This is a genomic window from Pararhodobacter oceanensis (assembly GCF_003076755.1).
In the GTDB taxonomy this organism is placed as follows: Bacteria; Pseudomonadota; Alphaproteobacteria; order Rhodobacterales; family Rhodobacteraceae; genus Pararhodobacter; species Pararhodobacter oceanensis.
In genome coordinates, this window is the sequence record NZ_QDKM01000007.1 from 1 (window position 1) to 21,165 (window position 21,165).

General features: G+C 62.5%; 18 protein-coding genes and 1 tRNA gene. 15 read left to right on the forward strand and 4 right to left on the reverse strand.

The window, feature by feature from the left end; all coding sequences use genetic code 11:
- The first annotated feature begins 192 nt into the window (after positions 1 to 192).
- From DDE20_RS14240 to DDE20_RS14255, 4 genes are all read left to right on the forward strand, one after another.
- On the forward strand, positions 193 to 477 hold the full coding sequence (locus DDE20_RS14240; protein WP_116559195.1) for a winged helix domain-containing protein: 285 nt from the start codon (positions 193 to 195) through the stop codon (positions 475 to 477).
- 94 nt (positions 478 to 571) lie between these two features.
- Entirely contained in the window at positions 572 to 1,678 is a 1,107-nt protein-coding gene (locus DDE20_RS14245; protein ID WP_116559196.1) for a bifunctional DNA primase/polymerase, read from the forward strand.
- Between the two features lie 49 nt (positions 1,679 to 1,727).
- The gene (locus tag DDE20_RS14250) at positions 1,728 to 2,336 is read left to right on the forward strand and encodes a hypothetical protein (protein ID WP_116559197.1); all 609 of its coding nucleotides are present in this window, start codon (positions 1,728 to 1,730) and stop codon (positions 2,334 to 2,336) included.
- 1 nt (position 2,337) lies between these two features.
- Positions 2,338 to 2,637 carry a hypothetical protein gene (locus DDE20_RS14255; RefSeq protein WP_116559198.1) on the forward strand — a complete coding sequence of 100 codons (300 nt, stop codon included), beginning with the start codon at positions 2,338 to 2,340 and terminating at the stop codon, positions 2,635 to 2,637.
- Between the two features lie 674 nt (positions 2,638 to 3,311).
- Here DDE20_RS14255 and DDE20_RS14260 read toward each other — a convergent pair.
- Both DDE20_RS14260 and DDE20_RS14265 read right to left on the reverse strand, forming a co-directional pair.
- Positions 3,312 to 3,401: transfer RNA gene (locus DDE20_RS14260), tRNA-Ser, on the reverse strand.
- 221 nt (positions 3,402 to 3,622) lie between these two features.
- On the reverse strand, positions 3,623 to 4,177 hold the full coding sequence (locus DDE20_RS14265) for a helix-turn-helix domain-containing protein (RefSeq protein ID WP_116559199.1): 555 nt from the start codon (positions 4,175 to 4,177) through the stop codon (positions 3,623 to 3,625).
- Positions 4,178 to 4,229: 52 nt separating this feature from the next.
- On the opposite strand from DDE20_RS14265, the gene DDE20_RS14270 reads away from it, so the two are divergent.
- The 10 genes from DDE20_RS14270 to DDE20_RS14315 all read left to right on the forward strand — a co-directional run bounded on the left by DDE20_RS14270 (position 4,230) and on the right by DDE20_RS14315 (position 15,866).
- Positions 4,230 to 5,534, forward strand: coding sequence for an acetylornithine deacetylase/succinyl-diaminopimelate desuccinylase family protein (locus DDE20_RS14270; RefSeq protein WP_116559200.1), 1,305 nt, complete (start codon positions 4,230 to 4,232; stop codon positions 5,532 to 5,534).
- Positions 5,535 to 5,551: 17 nt separating this feature from the next.
- Positions 5,552 to 7,027, forward strand: coding sequence for an ABC transporter substrate-binding protein (locus DDE20_RS14275; protein ID WP_205961679.1), 1,476 nt, complete (start codon positions 5,552 to 5,554; stop codon positions 7,025 to 7,027).
- Positions 7,028 to 7,135: 108 nt separating this feature from the next.
- Positions 7,136 to 8,083 carry an ABC transporter permease gene (locus DDE20_RS14280; RefSeq protein WP_116559201.1) on the forward strand — a complete coding sequence of 316 codons (948 nt, stop codon included), beginning with the start codon at positions 7,136 to 7,138 and terminating at the stop codon, positions 8,081 to 8,083.
- A gap of 16 nt (positions 8,084 to 8,099) precedes the next feature.
- Positions 8,100 to 8,915: an ABC transporter permease gene (locus tag DDE20_RS14285; RefSeq protein WP_116559326.1), complete on the forward strand. Its 816-nt coding sequence runs from the start codon at positions 8,100 to 8,102 to the stop codon at positions 8,913 to 8,915.
- Positions 8,912 to 10,516 (forward strand): ABC transporter ATP-binding protein, encoded by a 1,605-nt coding sequence (locus DDE20_RS14290; protein ID WP_116559202.1) that lies wholly within the window; start codon positions 8,912 to 8,914, stop codon positions 10,514 to 10,516. The genes DDE20_RS14285 and DDE20_RS14290 overlap by 4 nt, the downstream gene beginning before the upstream one ends.
- Positions 10,506 to 11,954: an aldehyde dehydrogenase family protein gene (locus tag DDE20_RS14295; protein ID WP_116559203.1), complete on the forward strand. Its 1,449-nt coding sequence runs from the start codon at positions 10,506 to 10,508 to the stop codon at positions 11,952 to 11,954. The genes DDE20_RS14290 and DDE20_RS14295 overlap by 11 nt, the downstream gene beginning before the upstream one ends.
- Positions 11,955 to 11,958: 4 nt before the next feature.
- Positions 11,959 to 12,696 (forward strand): glucose 1-dehydrogenase, encoded by a 738-nt coding sequence (locus tag DDE20_RS14300; RefSeq protein ID WP_116559204.1) that lies wholly within the window; start codon positions 11,959 to 11,961, stop codon positions 12,694 to 12,696.
- Complete coding sequence (locus DDE20_RS14305; RefSeq protein ID WP_240608093.1) at positions 12,680 to 13,720, forward strand: P1 family peptidase; 1,041 nt, start codon at positions 12,680 to 12,682, stop codon at positions 13,718 to 13,720. Before DDE20_RS14300 ends, DDE20_RS14305 begins: the two co-directional genes overlap by 17 nt.
- Positions 13,720 to 14,514, forward strand: coding sequence for an alpha/beta fold hydrolase (locus tag DDE20_RS14310; protein WP_116559205.1), 795 nt, complete (start codon positions 13,720 to 13,722; stop codon positions 14,512 to 14,514). The genes DDE20_RS14305 and DDE20_RS14310 overlap by 1 nt, the downstream gene beginning before the upstream one ends.
- A gap of 5 nt (positions 14,515 to 14,519) precedes the next feature.
- Positions 14,520 to 15,866: a tetratricopeptide repeat protein gene (locus DDE20_RS14315; RefSeq protein ID WP_116559206.1), complete on the forward strand. Its 1,347-nt coding sequence runs from the start codon at positions 14,520 to 14,522 to the stop codon at positions 15,864 to 15,866.
- 268 nt (positions 15,867 to 16,134) lie between these two features.
- Here the strand turns inward: DDE20_RS14315 and DDE20_RS14320 are convergent, their stop codons facing one another.
- Both DDE20_RS14320 and DDE20_RS14325 read right to left on the reverse strand, forming a co-directional pair.
- On the reverse strand, positions 16,135 to 16,968 hold the full coding sequence (locus DDE20_RS14320) for a tryptophan 2,3-dioxygenase (protein WP_116559207.1): 834 nt from the start codon (positions 16,966 to 16,968) through the stop codon (positions 16,135 to 16,137).
- 72 nt (positions 16,969 to 17,040) lie between these two features.
- Complete coding sequence (locus tag DDE20_RS14325) at positions 17,041 to 17,499, reverse strand: Lrp/AsnC family transcriptional regulator (protein WP_116559208.1); 459 nt, start codon at positions 17,497 to 17,499, stop codon at positions 17,041 to 17,043.
- 130 nt (positions 17,500 to 17,629) lie between these two features.
- Between DDE20_RS14325 and DDE20_RS14330 the strand changes: the two genes are divergently transcribed.
- The gene (locus DDE20_RS14330) at positions 17,630 to 21,076 is read left to right on the forward strand and encodes an indolepyruvate ferredoxin oxidoreductase family protein (protein ID WP_116559209.1); all 3,447 of its coding nucleotides are present in this window, start codon (positions 17,630 to 17,632) and stop codon (positions 21,074 to 21,076) included.
- The last annotated feature ends 89 nt before the right edge of the window (positions 21,077 to 21,165 follow it).

The following is a 21,165-nucleotide window of genomic DNA, read 5'->3' on the forward strand; positions in this document are numbered from 1 at the left end:
CGGCAGGCGCTTGAGCAATTTGAGGGCTCCGCGCCCACCGCGCTTGCCCAATCCGGAACCCCAAACTATCAAAACCAAACCTGCAAACTCTCGTTATGAGTGAGGGACCCATGGGGGGCAGGTCAGATGCGGCTTTGGACAGGCGCGAGAATATCCCCAATCCGTTCCGGTTTCAACATTGGAAACCGAAACATGAAACTCACAGCACGAATTGAAACCGGCGAAATCCGCCAGACATTGCACCTGCAGGGGCGTCAGGCTTGGGCGCTGATGGAACTGCTCAAAGCTGGCGAGACCGGCATCACCAGTCGGCAAAATCCTGCACCGCGCATTTCGGCATATGTCCATAGTTTGCGCCGCAAGGGCGTCAGCATCGACACCGATTGGGAAAAGCACGGCGGCAAATATCCCGGTGAACATAGCGTTTATCGCCTGCGCAGCGCCGTCAAGATCCAGTGGATGGAGGGGCGCGCATGATGGCCCAGCGCATCGCCCGCATATGTCGGCGGTTTGGCGTGTCGCCATCCGTCGCACGCTCCATCGCCGCGCTGGCTTACGGCGAGGGCAAGACATGACCGCGCTGCGGGCGTCCAGCCTGCCAGGCGCCATCCGCAACGAAGTGGCTCGCCTGAAAGGGGCGGGTCACACCCTCTTACCGCTGGGCGGTGGCGAGGAAGGCAAAGCCCCGATGGTGCGCGCTTGGGCTGGCCCCGGCTTAACGCTGGCGCAGATCCTAGCCCCGATGCATCGCACGGGGTCACAGGCTTACGGGGTGCGGCTTGATAAGTTGGCGGTGGTGGATTGCGATAGCGACGACGCAGAACTTGTGGCGCAGCTCGAAGCGCGGTTCGGTGCATCGCCGGTTCACGTCGAAACACCGCGCGGTCGGCATCTTTATTACCGCGCCAATGGCACCGCGCCAAACCTACGCGCCGAGGGTTTGCCGGTGGATATCAAGACCGGCGCGCGTTCCTATGTCATGGGGCCGCTATCGCTGCGCCCTGATGGCTGGTTCTATGCCCCGGCCAAGGGCGTGTTGGGCGTCGATGCCTTGCCGATCCTGCGCCGCGTCACAGCCACAAAGCCCGCGCCGATCCAGACCGGCCAGCGGCATGATAGCTTGATAAAGGAGGCCATCGCGATGGTCGAATGCGTCGAGAGCGCCGAGGAATTGACCGCGAACCTTGCCAGCATCCGCGATGATAGGTGCGATGACCCCGCCACCATACCAGATGCAGAACTGCGCAGCATTGCCGGATGGGCTTGGGCGCGTCGATTGGAAAATCAAATCTATCAGGGCCGCAACAGTGCGTTCCGCGTTGACCGGCTGGCGCTGGATGCTTTGCGCGGCTGCGCCAATGATGCCGACGCTATCGCCCTGCTGGTGCTGTTGGTAGATCGTCACGGTCACACCCCCGGCAAACGGTTCCCGCTCGACTTCAAAGCCATGCGGGCGGCGGGACTGCTCAATCTGTCCGTTCCGCGCCTGCGCGGCGCGCGGCGCACGCTGGAGGGCGCTGGGCTGTTGCGGCTGGCGGGCAGGCATCGCGCGGGGTCCAGACCGCAAACCTACGTGCTGAACCGCTTAAACCCCGGCGTTGGTAGCACGGGTAATGTCGAACCCATGCCAAATGCGCAGCACGGCTCAGTGCAGAGGGAAACAGGGGGAAGGGTCTAAGGTTATTTATGATGCACGATTTCCAACCTACAAATCGAGAGGTGATGCCATGACAGGCGAACTCAACGCGGCGATTGCGCCCAAGACCGTCTGCGCAAAACGTGACGCGGCAGAACGTGAACGGATCAAGGAAGTTGCCGACAAAGCTGCAGCCCGCGCCAATGGCCCATCCATGCGCGTGCGCGAAACTGACACCGGCATATCATCAACGTTCACTCATAACGACGACACCACCGCGCGGCTTTTATTGATGGCCGATCTTGGCACCTGCGACCCTGATTTTATGGCGGGCATTCTCAGCCAAGTTGCCATCATCGGCGCGCATGGGGCGAAGCTAAACGACACGAATAGCAATTTCTTGCTGTCGGTGGTGCGAGGCGTCCAGCCGCGTGATGAACTCGAAGCCATGCTTGCGGTGCAGATGGGGGCTATCCACCAAGCCACGATGATGATGGCGCGTCGGCTCAATCACGTTACCAACATTCCCCAACAAGACGCAGCTGAACGGGCATTGAACAAACTGGCCCGGACCTACTTCACACAAATGCAGGCGCTGAAACGATATCGCACAGGTGGACAACAAAAGGTTACGGTCGAGCACGTGACGGTGAATGATGGCGGGCAAGCGATTGTCGGCAACATACAAAAAGAGGCTTAGGATGTTTTGGGAGACCATCGCCGCTTGCGTCTTGCTGTTGGGAGCGTTTCCGCTCTGGTTCTTTGCCGCGATTTTATGGGGTGCTTTCGTGGCGGTGACCGCGCTTATCCACGCCGTTTTTGCTACTGGCTCAGGCTCGGATGATATCTGGGCTGTGCCTGTCGGAGCGGTTCTGGTGGGTTTCGAGGCCGCTTGGAGCGTTCCCAGTTGGATCTGGAATTGGGCGAAATATGAGCACCCTTGGTGGGCGGTCGTCATCGGAGTGACAATTATTGCGCTAGCTGGCGAAAGTCGAAGGTAGGGGGGATAGAAATGAAACCGATCACCAACCCCATGCACAAGGCCCACAGCGCGCTCAGATGCCACGCAAAGGCCAAGACAACCGGCAACCAGTGCAAAGCCCCGGCGCGGCGCGGCTGGTCGGTATGCCGGATGCATGGCGCGGGTGGCGGCGCACCCGCTGGCCCCGGCAACGCCGCGTGGCGGCATGGCATGAGGTCGCAAGATGCCCAGCACACTCGGAGATTAATAAGCGAACTAGTGAGGTCGGCGCGCGAGGTCGAACGACTTGTGGAACCTCGGGGGGTGTCCAATTCCTAAAGCGGCGACCAACCGGACCGGCGCACTTAGGCGTTTTTCCTCATGGCCATAACTGAGAAGAAAACATGGACTAGCCGCAACAGTGGGGGCTGGTCGCAAACCTTGTGCAGAGCAATGAGCGGACCGGCGACCAGTGCAGAACGCGCCCATCCACAATTCAGTAGTTTCGCTCAAACCCACGCAGAACGGGGGCCGGGCAATTCTCTGCAGCATCGCCGAAACGGACCGGCGCATGATGCAAGATACGCACAGCCGCGAATTTCCTAGAGGGGGTTCGATTCTCACCTAGAGCGCATTCAAGCGTTTTTCTATGTGGGGTGTTTTGTGGGGTAGCACTGAGAAATCATGGAATTATTCAATGATTTCAATGACCAATGGCGGAGCGAGAGGGATTCGAACCCTCGAGACGGTTCCCCGCCTACACACTTTCCAGGCGTGCGCCTTCGACCACTCGGCCACCGCTCCGTTGGCGCAGCCTTAGCGCGGGAGGGGGGCGGGGTGCAAGGGGCTATTGGGGGTTGGCGGGAAACTTGTGGCAGATGGGTGAAAAAGGCGGGGTTGGGGGTGATCCGGCACCGCGGCTTTACAAGGCGATAGCCGCAGAATGTGAGGGCGCCGCGCGCGGTGACCAGTTCGCTTGCGTGAGTTCAAGGCCACCGTCGCCGTCTTCCCTGATCAACGCGCCTTCAGTGGCTGGCCCCGCGCAACTGGCTGAGCAGGTCTTCGGCGCGGCGCAGGCCGAATCTCTTGATCAGCCGTCCGCGCACATCATCAATCGTGCGCGGGCTCAGGCCCAGACGGCGGGCGATTTCCTTGCTGGTCAACCGCTGGTTCATCAGGTCGAGCACCTGCCGCTCGCGTTTCGACAGGCGCAGGGTCTGCGCCTCATTGATCGGAGCGAAGCTCATCACCACGCGTTCGAGCGGCGCGTCTGGGTTCAGGGTGCGGGCGCGGAACTGGCACCAGATCCCCTGCCCCGAGCGATGCCGGATCAACCGCTCATCGGTATAACCGCCGGTCTCTTGCAGTTTGCTCAGCCCAACATCGCGGATGCTCTCGAACTCCTCATCCGAGCCATAAAATATTCGGAAAGATTGGTTGAGCAGATCCTCGACATGATAGCCCAGCAGCTCGGCAAAGCGCCGGTTGCAGATCCGAATGATGCGGTTTTCGGTCAGCACAAGGCCGGTGGGCGCCTCGTCAAAGGCCAGCCGCCGGAAATAATCGTCGGAGTGTTTCATGCCGTATTTATACGGTATTGATACCGTATATTCCACAGGGCAAGCTGCTTGTATGAACAATATTGCGCAAGACACCCGTTTCACCGCTCTGATGGCCGCCCTGCAGGACCGTCGCGACGATCTGATCACGCTGACCCAAGAGCTGATCCGCATTCCGACGCTGAACCCGCCGGGCGATAATTACCTCGAGATTTGCGAATTTCTCGAGCGTCGCCTGAAGGCCTCGGGATTCGAGGCGCAGATGATCCGCGCCTATGGCACGCCCGGTGACACCGATGCCTATCCGCGCTGGAATGTGGTCGCGCGCCGCGAAGGCACACGGCCCGGTGACTGCGTGCATTTCACCAGCCATATCGATGTGGTCGAAGTCGGCGCGGGCTGGACCTTTGATCCGTTTGGCGGCGAATTGGTCGATGGCAAGATCTACGGGCGCGGCGCCTGCGATATGAAGGGCGGGCTGGCGGCCTCGATCATCGCGGCCGAGGCGTTTCTGGCCACCTACCCCGAGTTCAGCGGCGCAATCGAGATTTCGGGCACCGCCGATGAGGAATCGGGCGGCTATGGTGGTGTCGCCTATCTGGCCGAGAAGGGGTTCTTCTCGCCGCAAAAGGTCCAGCATGTGATCATCCCCGAACCGCTGCAAAAGGACCGCGTCTGTCTGGGTCACCGCGGCGGCTGGTGGGCCGAGATCGAAACCTTTGGCGAGATTGCCCACGGCTCAATGCCGTTTCTCGGCGATTGCGCAGTGCGCCACATGGGGGCAGTTCTCAACACTTTTGAGCGCCATCTCTTCCCCGCCATGGCCGCACGGCGCACCGATATGCCGGTGGTGCCCGAGGGCGCGCGCTCCTCGACGATGAACATCAATTCGGTGCACGGCGGGCAGATCGAGCAACTCAAAGGCTCGACCGCCCTGCCCTCGCCCTGTGTTCCCGACAGCTGCCGGATCGTGATCGACCGGCGCTATCTGGTTGAGGAAGACATCGACAATGTGCGCGGCGAGATCATCGGCCTGCTGGATGATCTGAAAGAAGAGCGGCCCAAATTCGACTATGCGGTCAAGGAGTTGAACCATATCATCCCCTCGATGACCGATAAGGAGGCGCCGATTGTGCGCACCGTGGCGCAAGCGATCAGCGATGTGATGGGCAAAGAGGCAGAATATGTCGCCTCACCCGGCAGTTATGACCAAAAACACATCGACCGTATCGGCAAATTGAAAAATTGCATCGCATATGGCCCTGGCCTGTTGGAACTGGCGCATAAACCTGATGAATATGTCGGCGTTGACGATATGATGGACAGCGCGGCAGTCATGGCGCGTAGCCTTGCAGCCCTGCTGCTGCCTCAGGATTAAAACCGGGAGAACAACTGATGAAACATATCACCAAACTGCTGTTGGCAGGATCGACGGCGCTGTTTGCGAGTGCCGCCGCCGCCCAGCAAACCCATATCCGCGTCGCCATGCAGCTTGAGCCGCCGCATCTCGATCCGACCAGCGCCGCCGCGCAAGCCATTGATGCGGTTGTCTATTCCAACATCTTCGAGGGTCTGACGCGGTTCATGTCGGATGGCTCGGTGGTGCCGGGATTGGCCGAAAGCTGGGAGATTTCGGAGGACGGGCTGACCTATACCTTCCACCTGCGCGACGGTGTGACCTTCCATGACGGCACCACGATGGACGCCGAGGATGTAAAGTTCAGCCTTGACCGTGCCCGCGCCGAGGATAGCGCCAACGCCCAGAAAGCGCTGTTCACCAGCATCGCGGATGTCACCGTCATCGACCCGCTGACCGTGCAACTGACCCTGAGTGCGCCGAACGGCTCGCTGTTGTTCAACCTCGCTTGGGGGGATGCGGTGATTGTCGCGCCCGAGAGCATCGAGGATATCGCCACCAACCCGATTGGCACCGGCGCTTTCATGTTCTCCAACTGGGTGCAGGGCGACCGCATTGATATCGCGCGCAATCCCGACTACTGGGGCACGCCCGCCAACCTCGAAACCGCGACCTTCCGCTTTATCTCGGACCCGACGGCGGCCTTCGCCTCGGTGATGGCCGAAGATGTCGACGTCTTTACCGGCTTCCCCGCGCCTGAGAACCTGCCGCAGTTCGAGGCGGATCCGCGCTTTCAGGTTCTGGTCGGCAATACCGAGGGTGAAACCATCCTCGCGATGAACAACCAGCGCGCGCCCTTTGACAATGTGCTGGTGCGTCAGGCCGTGGCTCATGCAATCGACCGGCAAGCAGTGATTGACGGCGCGATGTATGGTCTGGGCACGCCGATCGGCACCCATTTCGCGCCGCATCATCCCGATTACGTCGATCTGACCGGCATCTCGCAATACGACCCCGAGCGGTCGCGCGAATTGCTGGCCGAGGCCGGATTCGCCGACGGGTTTGACACCACGCTGAAGCTGCCGCCGCCGTCCTATGCGCGCCGCGGGGGCGAGATCATCGCCGCGCAACTGCGCGCCGTCGGCATCAATGCCGAGATCGAGAATCAGGAATGGGCGCAATGGCTGGAAAGCACCTTCCGCGGCTATGACTTTGGCCTGACCATCGTCAGTCACACCGAGCCGATGGACATCGGGATCTATGCCAATCCGGAATATTACTTCCAGTATGACAATGCCGAACTCCAGGAGTTGATGGCAACGCTGGACGTGACCAGCGACCCCGCGGCACGTTCGGAGATGCTGGCCGAGGCGCAGACCATTATCGCCGAGGATTACGTCAACGGCTACCTGTTCGAGCTGGCTTTCCCCACCGTCGCCCGCGCCGGTATCGAGGGTCTGTGGCTCAACCAGCCGACCTCGGCGATTGATCTGACCGGCGTCACCTGGCCCTAAAACCCGCGGGGCGGCGCTGATCCCAGTGCCGCCCTCACGCAGGCGCACCGCATCCCCCGCCGTGCGCCTGTTTCATTTCACACCCTCCCGCTGGAGCCTATTGGCGCTATGATCCGATACACCATCGGTCGCTTGACCTCTTTGATCCTCAGCCTCGTCGTCGCTTCGGTGGTGATCTTTGCCGTGGTCGAAGTCATCCCCGGCGACCCCGCCGCCTATATGCTCGGCGTCAATGCGCGCCCCGATACGGTCGCGGCCCTGCGTGCCGAACTCGGCTTGGATGTGTCGCTGCCACAGCGCTATCTGGCCTGGACCACCGGCATGTTGCAGGGCGATTTCGGCCAATCCTACACCTACCGCTCACCGGTCAGCCAAATGATCGCCGACCGTGTCTGGGTCTCGGTGCCGCTGGCGCTGTTTGCCCTGTCGATGACCGTGTTGATCGCCTTTCCCGCCGGGATCTATGCCGCCAGCCGTCGCGGCAAAGCCGGTGACATTACCGTCATGGGCGCCACGCAATTGGGTGTCGCGGTGCCGAATTTCTGGTTCGGGATGATCCTTGTCCTGATCTTCGCGATCAACCTGCGCTGGTTCTCTGCCGGTGGCTTTCCGGGTTGGGATCAAGGGTTATTCACCGGCCTCAAGGCGCTGTTCCTGCCCGCCATCGCGCTGGCGCTGCCGCAAGCGGCGATTCTGGCCCGCGTGATGCGCTCATCCTTGCTGGATATGCTGGGCGAGGATTTCATCCGCACCGCCCGTGCCAAAGGCCTGAGCCGCCGTCAGGCGCTCTGGCGCCATGCGGTGCGCAATGCGCTGATCCCCGTGCTGACGATCATCGGGCTGCAATTTTCTTTCCTTCTCGCCGGTGGCATTGTCATCGAACAGATATTTTTCCTGCCCGGTCTCGGGCGGTTGATCTTTCAGGCGATCTCAGCCCGCGACCTGATCGTGGTGGAGAGCGTCGTCATGCTGCTGGTGTTCCTTGTCATCATGGTCAATTTCACCGTCGATCTGGCCTATGCCGCCGTTGACCCGCGCCTGAGAGCCAGAACATGAGAGTGCGCATATGACCCTGCCCCGCAGCCTGATATTCGGCGCGATCCTGTCACTGGTGTTCCTTGGGGCGGCGCTGCTGTCCTTTGTCTGGACGCCCTATAATATCGAACTCCTCGACATCCCGTCGCGCCTGCAGGGCCCGAGCGAGGCGCATTGGCTGGGCACCGATCAGTTGGGCCGCGATATCGTCTCGATGCTGATGATGGGCGCGCGCACCTCGATTGCGGTGGCGCTGCTGGCCGTCGGCATCGGCATGGGACTGGGCGTGCCCTTGGGGCTGGTGGCAGCGGCGCGGCGTGGGTCACTGCTCGATGAAGTGATCATGCGCGGCAACGACCTGATCTTTGCCTTTCCCAGCCTTGTCATTGCGATCCTGATCACCGCCGTTTTCGGGGCCAGCGCGGTCAATGCAATCATCGCCATCGGGATTTTCAACGTGCCGGTCTTTGCCCGCCTCACCCGTGGCGCGGCGCTCAGTTTCTGGTCGCGCGACTTCATTTTGGCGGCGCGGGTGTCGGGGAAATCTCCGGCACGGATCTCCGTCGAGCATATCCTGCCCAACATCGGCAATCTGATGATCGTGCAGGGCACCATCCAGTTCTCGTTGGGAATTCTGGCCGAGGCCGCACTCTCCTATATCGGGCTTGGCGCGCAACCGCCGACCGCAAGCTGGGGGCGGATGCTGGCCGATGCGCAGACACTGGCCTCGATCGCGCCGCATGTCGCGCTGATGCCCGGTCTGGCGATTGTGTTCATGGTGCTGGGCCTCAATCTGATGGGCGACGGGCTGCGCGATGTCCTTGACCCACGCATCCGGCGGGGGCGCACATGAGCCTGTTAAACATTGAAAACCTGAATCTTTCCATAGGGTTGATCCCGATCCTCCATGACGTGTCCTTCACCGTCGACGCTGGCGAGATCGTCGCGATCACCGGCGAAAGCGGCTCGGGCAAGTCGATGACCGCCTCGGCCACCATCGGCCTCTTGCCCGGCGGTGCGCTGCCGACCGGGCGGATTCTGCTGGACGGGATCGACATTCTGGACACCTCCGAGGCCGAGATGTGCCGCATTCGCGGGCGCAAGATCGGCATGGTGTTCCAAGAGCCGATGACCGCGCTCAATCCGGTGCAGACCATCGGCGCGCAGGTCGCCGAGACCATCCGCATCCATGAGAATCTGCCCAAATCCGAGGCGATGCGGCGCGCCCGCGCGATGCTCGACCGCGTCGGCCTGCCTGCCGAGCGCTTCCCGCTGTCGCGTTATCCGCATGAACTGTCCGGCGGCCAGCGCCAGCGCGTGGTGATCGCCATGGCCATTGCGCTCCGCCCGCAACTCTTGATCGCCGACGAGCCGACGACGGCGCTGGATGTGACCACACAGGCGCATATTCTGGAACTGCTCAAGGATCTGACCCGCGAGTTTGGCATGGGCCTGTTGATGATCACCCATGATCTGGCGGTGGTTGCGGATATGGCCGACAAGATCGTGGTGATGCAAAAGGGCGATGTGGTCGAAAGCGGGCCCACCGCTGACCTCTTGGCGAATATGCAGCACCCCTATACGCGGGCGCTGTTCAAAGCCTCGAGCCATCAGGTCAACCTGCCCGAGCCACCTGCCTCAGCGCCGCTGCTGAAAGTCGCGAACGTGGTGCGCAACTACCGGTTGCCGCGCAAAAGCCTGTTCGGCCCGCGCCCCGAGATGCGGGCGGTGGATGATGTGTCCTTTACCCTCAACACCGGCGAACGTCTGGGGCTGGTGGGCGAATCCGGTTGCGGAAAATCGACCCTGACGCGAGCGATTCTTGGGCTCGAGCCGGTGCAAGACGGCGAGATCACCCTCGGCGGCGCGCCGGTCTGGGCGGACCGCAAACCCAATCTGGAGGTGCGCCGCCAGATGCAGGTGGTGTTCCAAGACCCCTACGGCAGTTTCAACCCGCGCCACCGCGTGCGGCGACTGATCTGCGAGCCCTTCCATCTGCTGCCCTCGCCGCCCACCGGTGCCGAGCGTGAAGCGAAGATTGCCACCGCCCTGACCGATGTGGGCCTACAACCCAGCGACGCGGATAAATTCATCCATGAGTTTTCCGGCGGCCAGCGCCAGCGCATCGCCATTGCCCGCGCGCTGATCAATGATCCGGCGCTGATCGTCTTTGACGAGGCGGTCTCGGCGCTCGATGTCTCGGTGCGCGCGCAGGTGCTCGACCTCCTCGCCGATCTGTGCCGCGCGCGGCCCCTAAGCTATCTGTTCATCAGCCATGATCTGAGCGTGGTGCGCACGATCACCGACCGCGTGATGGTGATGAAAGCCGGTGAGATCGTCGAACAGGGCGAGACCGAAGCCGTGTTCTCGAACCCGCAGCACCCCTATACGCAGTCGCTTCTGGCTGCCGCCCCGCAACTTCCTGACATGAAGACCCTCGCCCATGCCCCTTAATTTGTTCAATATTCCCGCATCCTGCAATCTGATTAGCGGGGAGTGGATCCCCTGCGCTGAAAGTCTGACGTTAAGCGATCCCTCAACCGGCGCGCCGATCACCCAAATCGCGCGCGGCAAGGCCAGTGACATCGACGCCGCCGTCGCTGCCGCGCATCAGGCGCGCGCGAGCGACTGGGGCAAGATGACCGCGCTCGAGCGTGGGCGCATTCTAACGCGGCTCGGCCAGTTGATCCTGACCCGCACCGAAGAACTGGCGGAACTCGAGGCGCGCGACGTCGGCAAACCTCTGTCGCAAGCGCGCGCCGATGCGGTGGCGCTGGCCCGCTATATGGAGTTTTACGGCGGCGCGGCGGATAAGATTACCGGTCAGACCATCCCCTATCTGGATGGCTATACCGTCTATACCCTGCGCGAGCCGCACGGCGTTACCGGCCATATCGTGCCGTGGAACTATCCGATGCAGATCATCGGCCGCTCGGTCGGCGCGGCGCTGACCATGGGCAACGCCTGCGTGCTCAAACCCGCCGAGGAAGCCTGCCTCACCGCGCTGGCCTTCGCCGCATTGGCGATGGAAGCAGGGCTGCCCGCAGGCGCGCTCAATGTGGTCACCGGACTGGGCGCCGAGGCGGGCGCGGCGCTGTCGTCGCATAAGGGCATCCAGCATGTCTCCTTCACCGGCTCGGTCGCCGTTGGCGGCATGATCCAGGCGGCGGCGGCGCAGAATGTAGTGCCGGTGACGCTGGAACTGGGCGGCAAATCCCCGCAGATCGTGTTTGATGACGCCGATCTCGACCGCGCGCTGCCGTTTTTGGTCAACGCCGGTGTGCAGAACGCGGGGCAGACCTGCTCGGCCTCGTCGCGCATTCTGGTGCAGCGCGGCGTCTATGATCAGGTCCGCGACCGTATGGCCGAGGGCTACCGTGCGTTGACTGTCGGCCCCGCTTTGTCCGATCCCCGCGTCGGGCCGGTGATCTCGGCGCGCCAGAAAACCATCATCGAGGGGTTCTTGGCCAAAGGCGCCGATCTGACCGTCGCCGCCACCGGCGCCCTGACAAAGGACGCCGACGACGCGGGCCACTATGTCCTGCCGACGCTGTTCACCGATGTCCCCGCCGACCATCCGCTGGCGCAAGAGGAAATCTTCGGGCCGGTGCAGGTGATCATCCCCTTTGATGATGAGGCCGACGCGCTGCGCATCGCCAATTCCACCGACTACGGGCTGGTCGCCGCAGTCTGGACCCGCGACGGCGGGCGGCAGATGCGGCTGGCGAAAGCGCTGCACGCCGGGCAGGTATTCGTGAACAACTACGGCGCTGGCGGGGGCGTGGAACTGCCCTTTGGCGGGGTCGGCAAATCGGGACATGGACGCGAAAAAGGCTTCGAGGCGCTTTATGGCTTCTCGACGCTCAAAACCGTCGCAACTTGGCATGGATAAGAGCATGAGACTGAAAGATAAAATCGCAATCATCACCGGCGCGGGCTCGGGCTTTGGCGCCGGTATCGCGCGCAAATTCGCCGCCGAGGGCGCGCATGTGATCGTCAGCGATATCAATGGCGAGGCCGCCGCCGAGGTCGCCAAAGAGATCAACGGCACCCCGGTCACCTGCAACGTCGCTGACCGCGCGGATGTAGAAAAGCTGCGCGATATCGCCGCCGCGGCGGGGCCGGTGGATATCATCGTCAACAACGCCGGTGTCACGCATTTGCCAAGCGCCACCGAGGATGTCACCGAGAGCGATTTCGACAAGATCGTCGCGGTGAATATGAAGGCGATCTACCTGATGACGCAGACCTTTGTGCCCGCGTTCAAAGAGCGTGGCTCGGGGAATATCCTCAACATCGCCTCCACCGCCGGTGTCTCGCCGCGCCCCGGTCTGAGCTGGTATAACGCCTCCAAGGGCTGGGTCATCACCGCAACACGGTCGCTGGCGGTGGAACTGGCGCCTGCGGGCATTCGGGTGAATGCGCTCAATCCGGTGGCCGGTGAAACGCCGCTTTTGAAGTCCTTTATGGGGCAGGACACGCCGGAAGTGCGGGCGAAATTCCTCTCGACGATCCCCTTGGGCCGGTTCTCGACCGCCGAGGATATGGGCAACGCCGCCTGTTTCCTGTGTTCTGACGAGGCGTCGATGATCACCGGCGTCGCCATGGAGGTTGACGGTGGCCGCTGCATCTAAGCGCAGCCTGGCCTACACGACCGGCCCGCGCAACCTGATCACCGATGTGGCAGGATTGCGGGTCGGAAATGCGCAGGACGCAGCGCTGAAATCCGGCACCACGGTGCTCTCGGGCGACGCGCCTTTTGTGGCTGGCGTGCATGTGATGGGCGGCGCGCCGGGCACCCGCGAAACCGACCTGTTGGCGCCCGACAAAAGCGTCGCGGCGGTGGATGCGCTGGTGCTCTCGGGCGGCTCGGCCTTCGGGCTCGACGCCTGCTCGGGTGTGACCGAAGCGCTGCGGGCGCGCGGGCGCGGGCTGCAACTGGGTGCGGCGCTGATCCCCTTGGTGCCCGGCGCGATCCTCTTTGATCTGCTCAACGGCGGGGCGAAGGATTGGGTGCAGAACCCCTACGCGGATCTGGGCCGCGAAGCCTTTGAGGCCAGCGATTATGACTTTGCCTTGGGCAGCCATGGTGCGGGCACCGGGGCGCTGGCGGCGATGCAAAAGGGCGGGCTTGGCTCGGCCTCTTTGGTGTTGAGCGATGGCACCACGGTCGGCGCTCTGGTGGCGGCGAACCCTGTCGGCAGCGTCACCACGCCGGGCGAGCGGCATTTCTGGGCGGCGCCTTTCGAGATGGACGGCGAGCTCGGCGGTGCCGGTGTCGACACGCAAACCGGCCTCTGCGCCGCACCTGCGTCCCTCAAAGCCGAGGCGCTATTCGGGACGAATGCCACCAGCACGCGCGCCAATACCACCATCGCGATTGTCGCCACCGACCGCGCGCTGACCAAGGCCCAATGCCACCGGCTCGCCGTCGCCGCGCATGACGGGATCGCGCGCGCGATTGTCCCCGCGCATACGCCGAGCGACGGCGATCTGGTGTTCGGTGTCTCGACCGGCGCAGGCGAACCGGCCTCGGACATGGAGCTCGCCGAGATCGGCCACGGCGCCGCGCTCTGCCTGAGCCGCGCGATTGCCCGCGCGGTCTATGAGGCCACCCCCGCCGAAGGTGATCTATTACCCTGTTACCGGAGCCTGTGATGCCCAGCCTTGCCCTGCCCGATCTGTCTTTGCATTACGAGATCGAGGGCACGGGCCCGCCGGTGATGCTGATCGCCGGCACCGCCAGCGACTCGGCGAGTTGGGGAGCACTGACCGCGCCCTTGGCCGCGCAGTTCACAGTCATCCGCCCCGACAACCGCAGTACCGGCCGCACGATGCCTGTAGATCCGCCGCTGTCCCTGGAGCATTGGGCGCAGGATGCTTTAGCGCTGGCCGATCACCTCGGGTTGGGGCCGATGGCCGTAGTCGGGCATTCCTTGGGCGGGATGATCGCGCTGCGTATGGCGCAGATGGCGCCCGAAGCCATCTCACGGCTGGCGCTGCTGGCCTGCGCGCCGGTCTCTTCGCCGCGCAATATGGCGCTGTTTGACCTTCTGCTACAATTGCGCGCCGAGGGGCAGACGCCGGATCTGTGGCTGCGCGCCTTCTTGCCGTGGCTGTTTCATCCAAGGTTCTTTGACGCACCTGGCCAGCTTGACGCCGCAATAGCGCAGTCGCTTGCCTATCCACATGCGCAATCCGCCGTCGCAATGGCCGCCCAGATCGCCGCGCTGCGGGAAATCGAGATGACAGACTTGCCCGAGGGGATTTCCTGCCCGACATTGGCCTTGATGGGCGACAGCGATCTGTTGATGCCGCCCGCAGTGATCGAAGCGGCGCTTGCGCCAATCCCCGACCTGACCCTGCAGCGCATCCCGCAGGCCGGTCACTCGCTGCATTGGGACGCGCCCGAGGCCGTCACCGCCGCTTTGATCCCGTTTTTACAAGGGTGAACCCGATGACCACTGATCTTCTTGGCAATCCGATCACTGACAGCGACCCGCAGATTGTCGCGGGGCTCAATGACTTCATTCAAGGGTTTCTCGCCTATCAAACCCAAGCTGTCACGCTGCTGGGTTTTGTCGATGACCACCCCGAGAGCTGTCTCACCAATACCTACGCGGGGTTTCTGTGGATGTTCCTCGAGGCGCCCGAAGCGCCCGCGAAAGCCGCGCCCTACCGCGACCGCGCCCTCGCCGCCGCGGGCACCCCGCGCGAGCGGGCGAACGCGCAGGTGCTCGCGGCTTGGGTCGCGGGTGATATCCCCCTGACCATCCGGCTCTGCGAAGAGATTGCACGCGCTTATCCAAGTGACCTCGTGGCGATCAAACTGGCGCAGTATCATCTTTTCAACCTTGGCGATGCGGCGGGGATGTTGCGACTGGCGCTGCATGCGCTGCCCGAGGGCGAGGCCGCACCCTATGTCCACGGCATGATCGCTTTCGGCTATGAGCAATGCCATCTGATGCAGGAGGCCGAAGCCGCCGCCCGCCGCGCCCTGCAAATCGAGCCCAGCGATCCTTGGGCGCATCACGCTTTGGCGCATGTGATGCTGACACAGGGGCGGATCGATGAGGGGATCGCCTTCATGGAAGAGGTGGCGCCGATGTGGGAGGGGCTGAATTCCTTCATGCACACGCATAACTGGTGGCATCTGGCGCTGTTTTACATCAGCCGCGACCGGCAGGCGGATGCGTTGCGGGTCTATGACGCCCATGTCTGGGCCTGCGAAAAGGACTACTCGCAAGATCAGGTCGGCGCGGTCTCTTTATTGGCGCGGCTGGAATTCGCGGGTATCGACGTGGGTGACCGCTGGCAAGAGGTCGCCGCGCGGATCGCGGCACGTGGGCCGGATACGGTTTCGCCTTTCCTGACGTTGCAGTATCTCTATGCGCTCTGCGTTGCGGGGTTGCCTGAGGCAGAGGCGCTCATGGCGGCCATCGAGGCGCGCGCGCAAGAGCCGAGCCACGATCAAGCCGCTTGGGCCGAGGTCGCCCTGCCCGCCGCACGCGGGATTGTGGCACGGGCGGCGGGGGATATGGCCACGGCCGCGCGCGAATTGGGCCGCGCCCTGCCCCGTATGGGCGAAATCGGCGGCTCCCATGCGCAGCGCGATTTCTTTGAGCAGGTGCATCTGGATGTGTTGCTCAAGTCAGGCGCGCTCTCGACGGCGCAACAGGTGCTGGAAATGCGCCGGACCTATGATCCGCTGGGCATCCCTTTGAACCGGCAATTGGCGCAGGTCTACCGGCAGCTGGGCCTCCCGCAGCAAGCGCAGGCAGCACTGGAGCGGATCGGCGATTGAGGGGCAAAGCTGCCCTTTTGCCTTTTTTGAAACGGTAATACTCTGTCAGGCCCGTGGAAACCACGGGCCGCGCCCGACCCTCCCCCCGGGAGGGCGCACTGGCGATGTCATGCAAAACTCACGCGACATTCATGCTTCTTAGGACAGCGCACCGATCATAGGCTGAATACGCCCTCCCAGGATCGGGCGCGACCCTTAGCGCTTTAATCTCGGATGGAACGAGGTCTTTGCAGGCGCAGCCCGTCCCGCAGAAGGATATGCGCTCCCCCTACAGCACCCCCCGCACATGCCACAACTCGGGGAACAACTCGACCTCGAGCATCCGGCGCAGGTATTTCACCCCGCTGGTGCCCCCCGTCCCGCGTTTGAAGCCGATGATCCGCTCAACCGTGGTCACATGATTAAACCGCCAACGCCGGAAATAATCCTCCAGATCGACCAGTTTTTCGGCCAGTTCATAGAGCACCCAATGCTCCGACGGCGCGCGGTAAACCTGCGCCCAAGCCTCGATCACCGCGTCGTTCGAAGCATGCGGCGCGCGCATCTGGTAGACCTCGGCGTCGAAACTCACGCCCAATTCCCGCTCCAACGCGCGCAGGGCAATATGGTAAAGGCTCGGCTGCTCTAACTCCGCCTCCAACTTACCCAACAGATCGGCGCGGTGCTCATGCACCCGCATCATCGCGGTGTTGCGATTGCCCAGCATAAACTCGATCAGCCGGTATTGATGCGACTGAAACCCCGACGAGGCGCCGAGGCTCTCGCGAAAGGTCGTGTAGTCACTTGGCGTCATCGTGCGCAGCACATCCCAGGCGTTGTTGAGCTGCTCGAATATCCGCGCGACACGGGCCAGCATCTTGAACACCGGCGCCGTATCCCCCGCCAGCATCAGTTCACGAGCAGCGGATAACTCGTGCAAAATCAACCGCATCCACAGTTCCGAGGTCTGGTGCTGGATGATGAACAGCATCTCGTCATGGGCGCTCGATTGCGGCGTCTGCGCGCCCAGAATCGCATCCATCCCCAGATAATCGCCATAGCTCATATCCGTCGCGAAAGACATCTTCGCGCCCTCGGTTTCAGGGTTATAAGCGTCGCTCATCGGGGCCTCCTGCCGCTGCATTTGCCTATGGCTATCCGGCGATCATTGCTAAAGCAAGCATTTGCCGCCACCTCATAGTGCTATCGCTGCACCGCGTTTGACCTCGCGCAGAATGACATTGGTCTGCGCGCTTTGCACCGCAGGCAGGCGGAACAAAAACCCCTCGAGAAACCGGTTGTAGCTGCCGATATCGCGGCAGAGCACCCGCATTTGGTAATCCGCCTGTCCGGTGGTGGCATAGCAATCCAGCACCTCGGGGCGTTTTTCAACCGCCGCGATGAACTCCTGCAGATGTTCAGGATTATGGCGGGCCAATTGCACCTGCACCAAGGCCTGAAACTGCATCCCAGCGGCCTCGGGCGCGAGTTTGGCGCCGTAGCCCTCGATCACGCCAGCCTCCTCGAATGCGCGCACCCGCCGCCAGCAAGCCGAGGCCGACATGCCGACGCTTTGCGCCAGATCCCCGTTCGAAATCCGGCAATCCTGCTGCAGCGCCATCAACAGACGGTTGTCACGGTCATCAAGCTCCATCGGTTCAAATTTCCCCCATTAAGGTGTCTGCTGAATATATCTTTCACGATTCGCCAGATACTCACCTATTCTGGTCAGTTTCTCCAGCCTCGCCCGTGTATCATAGGGAAAATCCTGCAGGAGGCCCGCGATGAATGATCTCTCCCCACCCACTGCTTTGACATCCTATGCGCTTGCCGACCGCTATGAGGAAGCGCCCCAGCGGGTGTTCTTAACCGGAACGCAAGCTTTGGTGCGGATCATGCTGGATCAGGCCCGCCGTGACCGCGACGCGGGGCTAAACACGGCGGGGTTCATCTCGGGCTACCGCGGCTCGCCCCTGGGGGCGCTGGATCTGGAACTGTGGCGCGCAAAGGAGGTGACGGAAAACAACAAGATAACCTTTATGCCCGCCGTCAACGAGGATCTCGGCGCCACCGCGGTGCTGGGCGCGCAGCAGGCTACTCTTGACCCGCAGTGCGAGGTCGAGGGCGTGTTTTCCATGTGGTATGGCAAGGGTCCCGGCGTGGATCGCTCGGGCGATGCCCTGCGCCACGGCAACGCCTACGGCTCAGCGCCCAAGGGCGGCGTGTTGGTGGTGGCGGGCGATGACCACGGCTGCGTCTCATCCTCAATGCCGCATCAATCCGATGTCGCCTTCATGACCTGGTTCATGCCGACGCTCAATCCGGCCAATGTCGCCGAATACCTCGAGTTTGGCGCCTACGGCTTTGCGCTCAGCCGCTATTCGGGCACTTGGGTCGGCTTCAAGGCGGTGTCGGAAACCGTTGAAAGCGGGCAGTCCATCGTGCCACCCGCTGAGCGTGTGTTTACCACGCCGCCGCTGGACCTGCCGCCCGGTGGGTTGCATGTGCGCACCGCGGATCTGCCCAGCCCCGAGATCGAGACCCGCATTATCCATAAACTCAAAGCAGTCGAGGCCTTCGTCGAGGCCAACCCGATCGACCGGCGCATTTATGACGTGGCGGAGGCGACGTTCGGCATCGTCACCACCGGCAAAGGCCATCTCGACCTGATGGAGGCGTTGCGTCTCTTGGGGCTGGACGAGACCGCCTGCCGCCATTTGGGCATCGACATCTACAAGGTCGGCATGGTCTGGCCGCTGGCCCGTCGCGACGCGCTGGCTTTTGTGCGCGGCAAGAAAGAGGTGCTGGTTGTCGAGGAAAAGCGCGGCATCATCGAGAGCCAGTTCAAGGAATATTTCTATGACTGGCCCGGTGACAAGCCCGAAAAGATGGTCGGCAAACACCGCGCCGTCGGCGATCCCTTACTGCCCTGGACCGGCGAGTTAAGCCCGTTAGCGCTGATCCCGATGTTGGCCGAGCGGTTAGACCGGTTCTTCCCCGAAGAAAACCTCCCCGCAAAGGCCCGCCGCCTGACCGAAGTGCCGCCGCAGTTGATCAACATTTCGGGCGCCAATCGCACGCCCTATTTCTGCTCGGGCTGCCCGCATAACACCTCGACGAAAGTGCCCGAAGGCTCGATCGCCGCTTCCGGCATCGGCTGCCATGTGATGGCGGGTTGGATGGACCGCAATACCGTCGGCTATGCGCAGATGGGCGGCGAAGGCGTGCCCCATGTGGTCGCCTCCAAGTTCAACGGTGGCAAGCATATTTTCCAGAACCTTGGCGAGGGAACTTGGTATCACTCGGGCTCGCTGGCGATCCGGCAGGCGGTCGCGGCCAACACCAATATCACCTATAAAATCCTTTATAACGACGCGGTGGCGATGACCGGCGGCCAGCCAGTAGACGGGCCGGTCAGCGTGCAGGGCATCGCCCAATCCTGCCGCGCCGAAGGGGTCGAGGTGATCGCGCTGGTCTCGGATGATATCGGCAAATTCAACGCCGGTGATTTCCCCAAAGGCACGCAGTTTTACTCCCGCGAAGAAATGGACAAAGTGCAGCGCATGCTGCGCGATATTCCGGGTGTCACGGTGCTGATTTACGAGCAAACCTGCGCCACGGAAAAGCGCCGCCGCCGCAAACGTGGCACGATGGAAGATCCCAAGAAGTTCGTGATGATCAACCCTGCGGTTTGTGAGGGCTGCGGCGATTGCTCGCTGGAAAGCAACTGTCTGAGTGTCGAGCCGCTGGAGACGGAATTCGGCCGCAAGCGGAAGATTAACCAATCGACCTGCAACAAGGATTTTTCCTGTCTGAACGGGTTTTGTCCGAGCTTCGTCACCATTGAGGGCGCAACACGCAAGAAGAAAACCGGCGATGATATCGACCTCAGCGCGCTAACCGCCGCCCTGCCCGATCCGGCATTGCCCGCGCTCGATACGCCCTATGACCTTTTGGTTACCGGCGTTGGCGGCACCGGCGTGGTGACGGTGGGCGCGCTGATCACCATGGCCGCGCATCTTGAGGGCAAAGGCTCCAGCGTGCTCGATTTCACCGGTTTCGCGCAGAAATTCGGCACCGTTCTCAGTTTCATCCGTTTGGGCCAGACGCCCGACGCGATTAACCAAGTGCGGATCGAGAATGGTTCGGCGGATGCGGTGATCGGCTGCGATATCGTGGTCTCCTCGGCCCCGCGCGCCTCGGTGCTTTACCGCAAGGGCACCAGAATCGTGCTTAACCGCGCCGAAATGCCCACCGGCGATCTGGTGCTCCACCGCGATGCGCAACTGCGGGTCGATGACCGCGAAGTGGCGATCGAAGCGGCGGTTGGCAAGGACTGTGTCGAGGGCATCGAGGCCAATGCGCTGGCCGAGCGGTTTCTGGGCGACAGTGTTTTCGCCAATGTGATGCTGCTGGGCTATGCGTGGCAAAAGGGGCTGGTGCCGGTGAGCCACGGGGCGTTGCAACAGGCGTTGTTGCTTAACGGTGTGGCGATCGAGAAAAACCGCCGCGCCTTTGATCTGGGCCGTGTCGCGGCGCATGATCCCTCGGCGTTGACGCCACCGGACGCGGGTCCGGCGGTGCAGAATGCGCAGGGGTTGATCGACCACCGCGCGCGCGAATTGGCCGCCTATCAAAACGCCCGCTACGCCAAGCGCTTTCGCGACACGCTGGCGCGGTTCCAATCCGCGCTGCCGTCGGTTTTGACTGCCGAACAGGCTGACGCATTAACCAGTGCCGCCGCGAAATCGCTGTTCAAACTGATGGCTTATAAGGATGAATACGAAGTCGCGCGCCTGCACCGCGAGACCGGTTTCGAGGCCCAACTGGCACAGGAATTCGAACCCGGTTTCACCGTCAAATACCATATGGCACCGCCGGTCCTGTCACGCGGAACGGATGCGCGCGGGCGGCCGCGCAAACGCACATTCGGCGCGTGGCTGACGCCCGTGCTCGGCGGATTGTCGCGGATGCGAGGTCTGCGCGGCAGCGTGTTGGACCCCTTCGGTTATACCTCTGAGCGGCGCGGCGAAGTGGCGCTGATCGGCTGGTATGAGGATATCCTGCAGCAGATCGCGCCAAAGATCACCGCGCAAGATATTGATACCGCAGTGCAAATCCTGTCCGCACCGTTAGAGATGCGCGGTTACGGGCCGGTTAAGGAACAGGCGGTAGCAAAGCAACAGGCGCTGGTCGGCGGGCTGTTAGAGCGGTTCGGACGGGCGGCCTAAGCCCCCAGGGCGCCACCTTTACGCGGGAATTGCGCCATTGCACTGGCGGGCCATAATCGGCACCATGGCGCAAAACTCGAAAAGTGGTG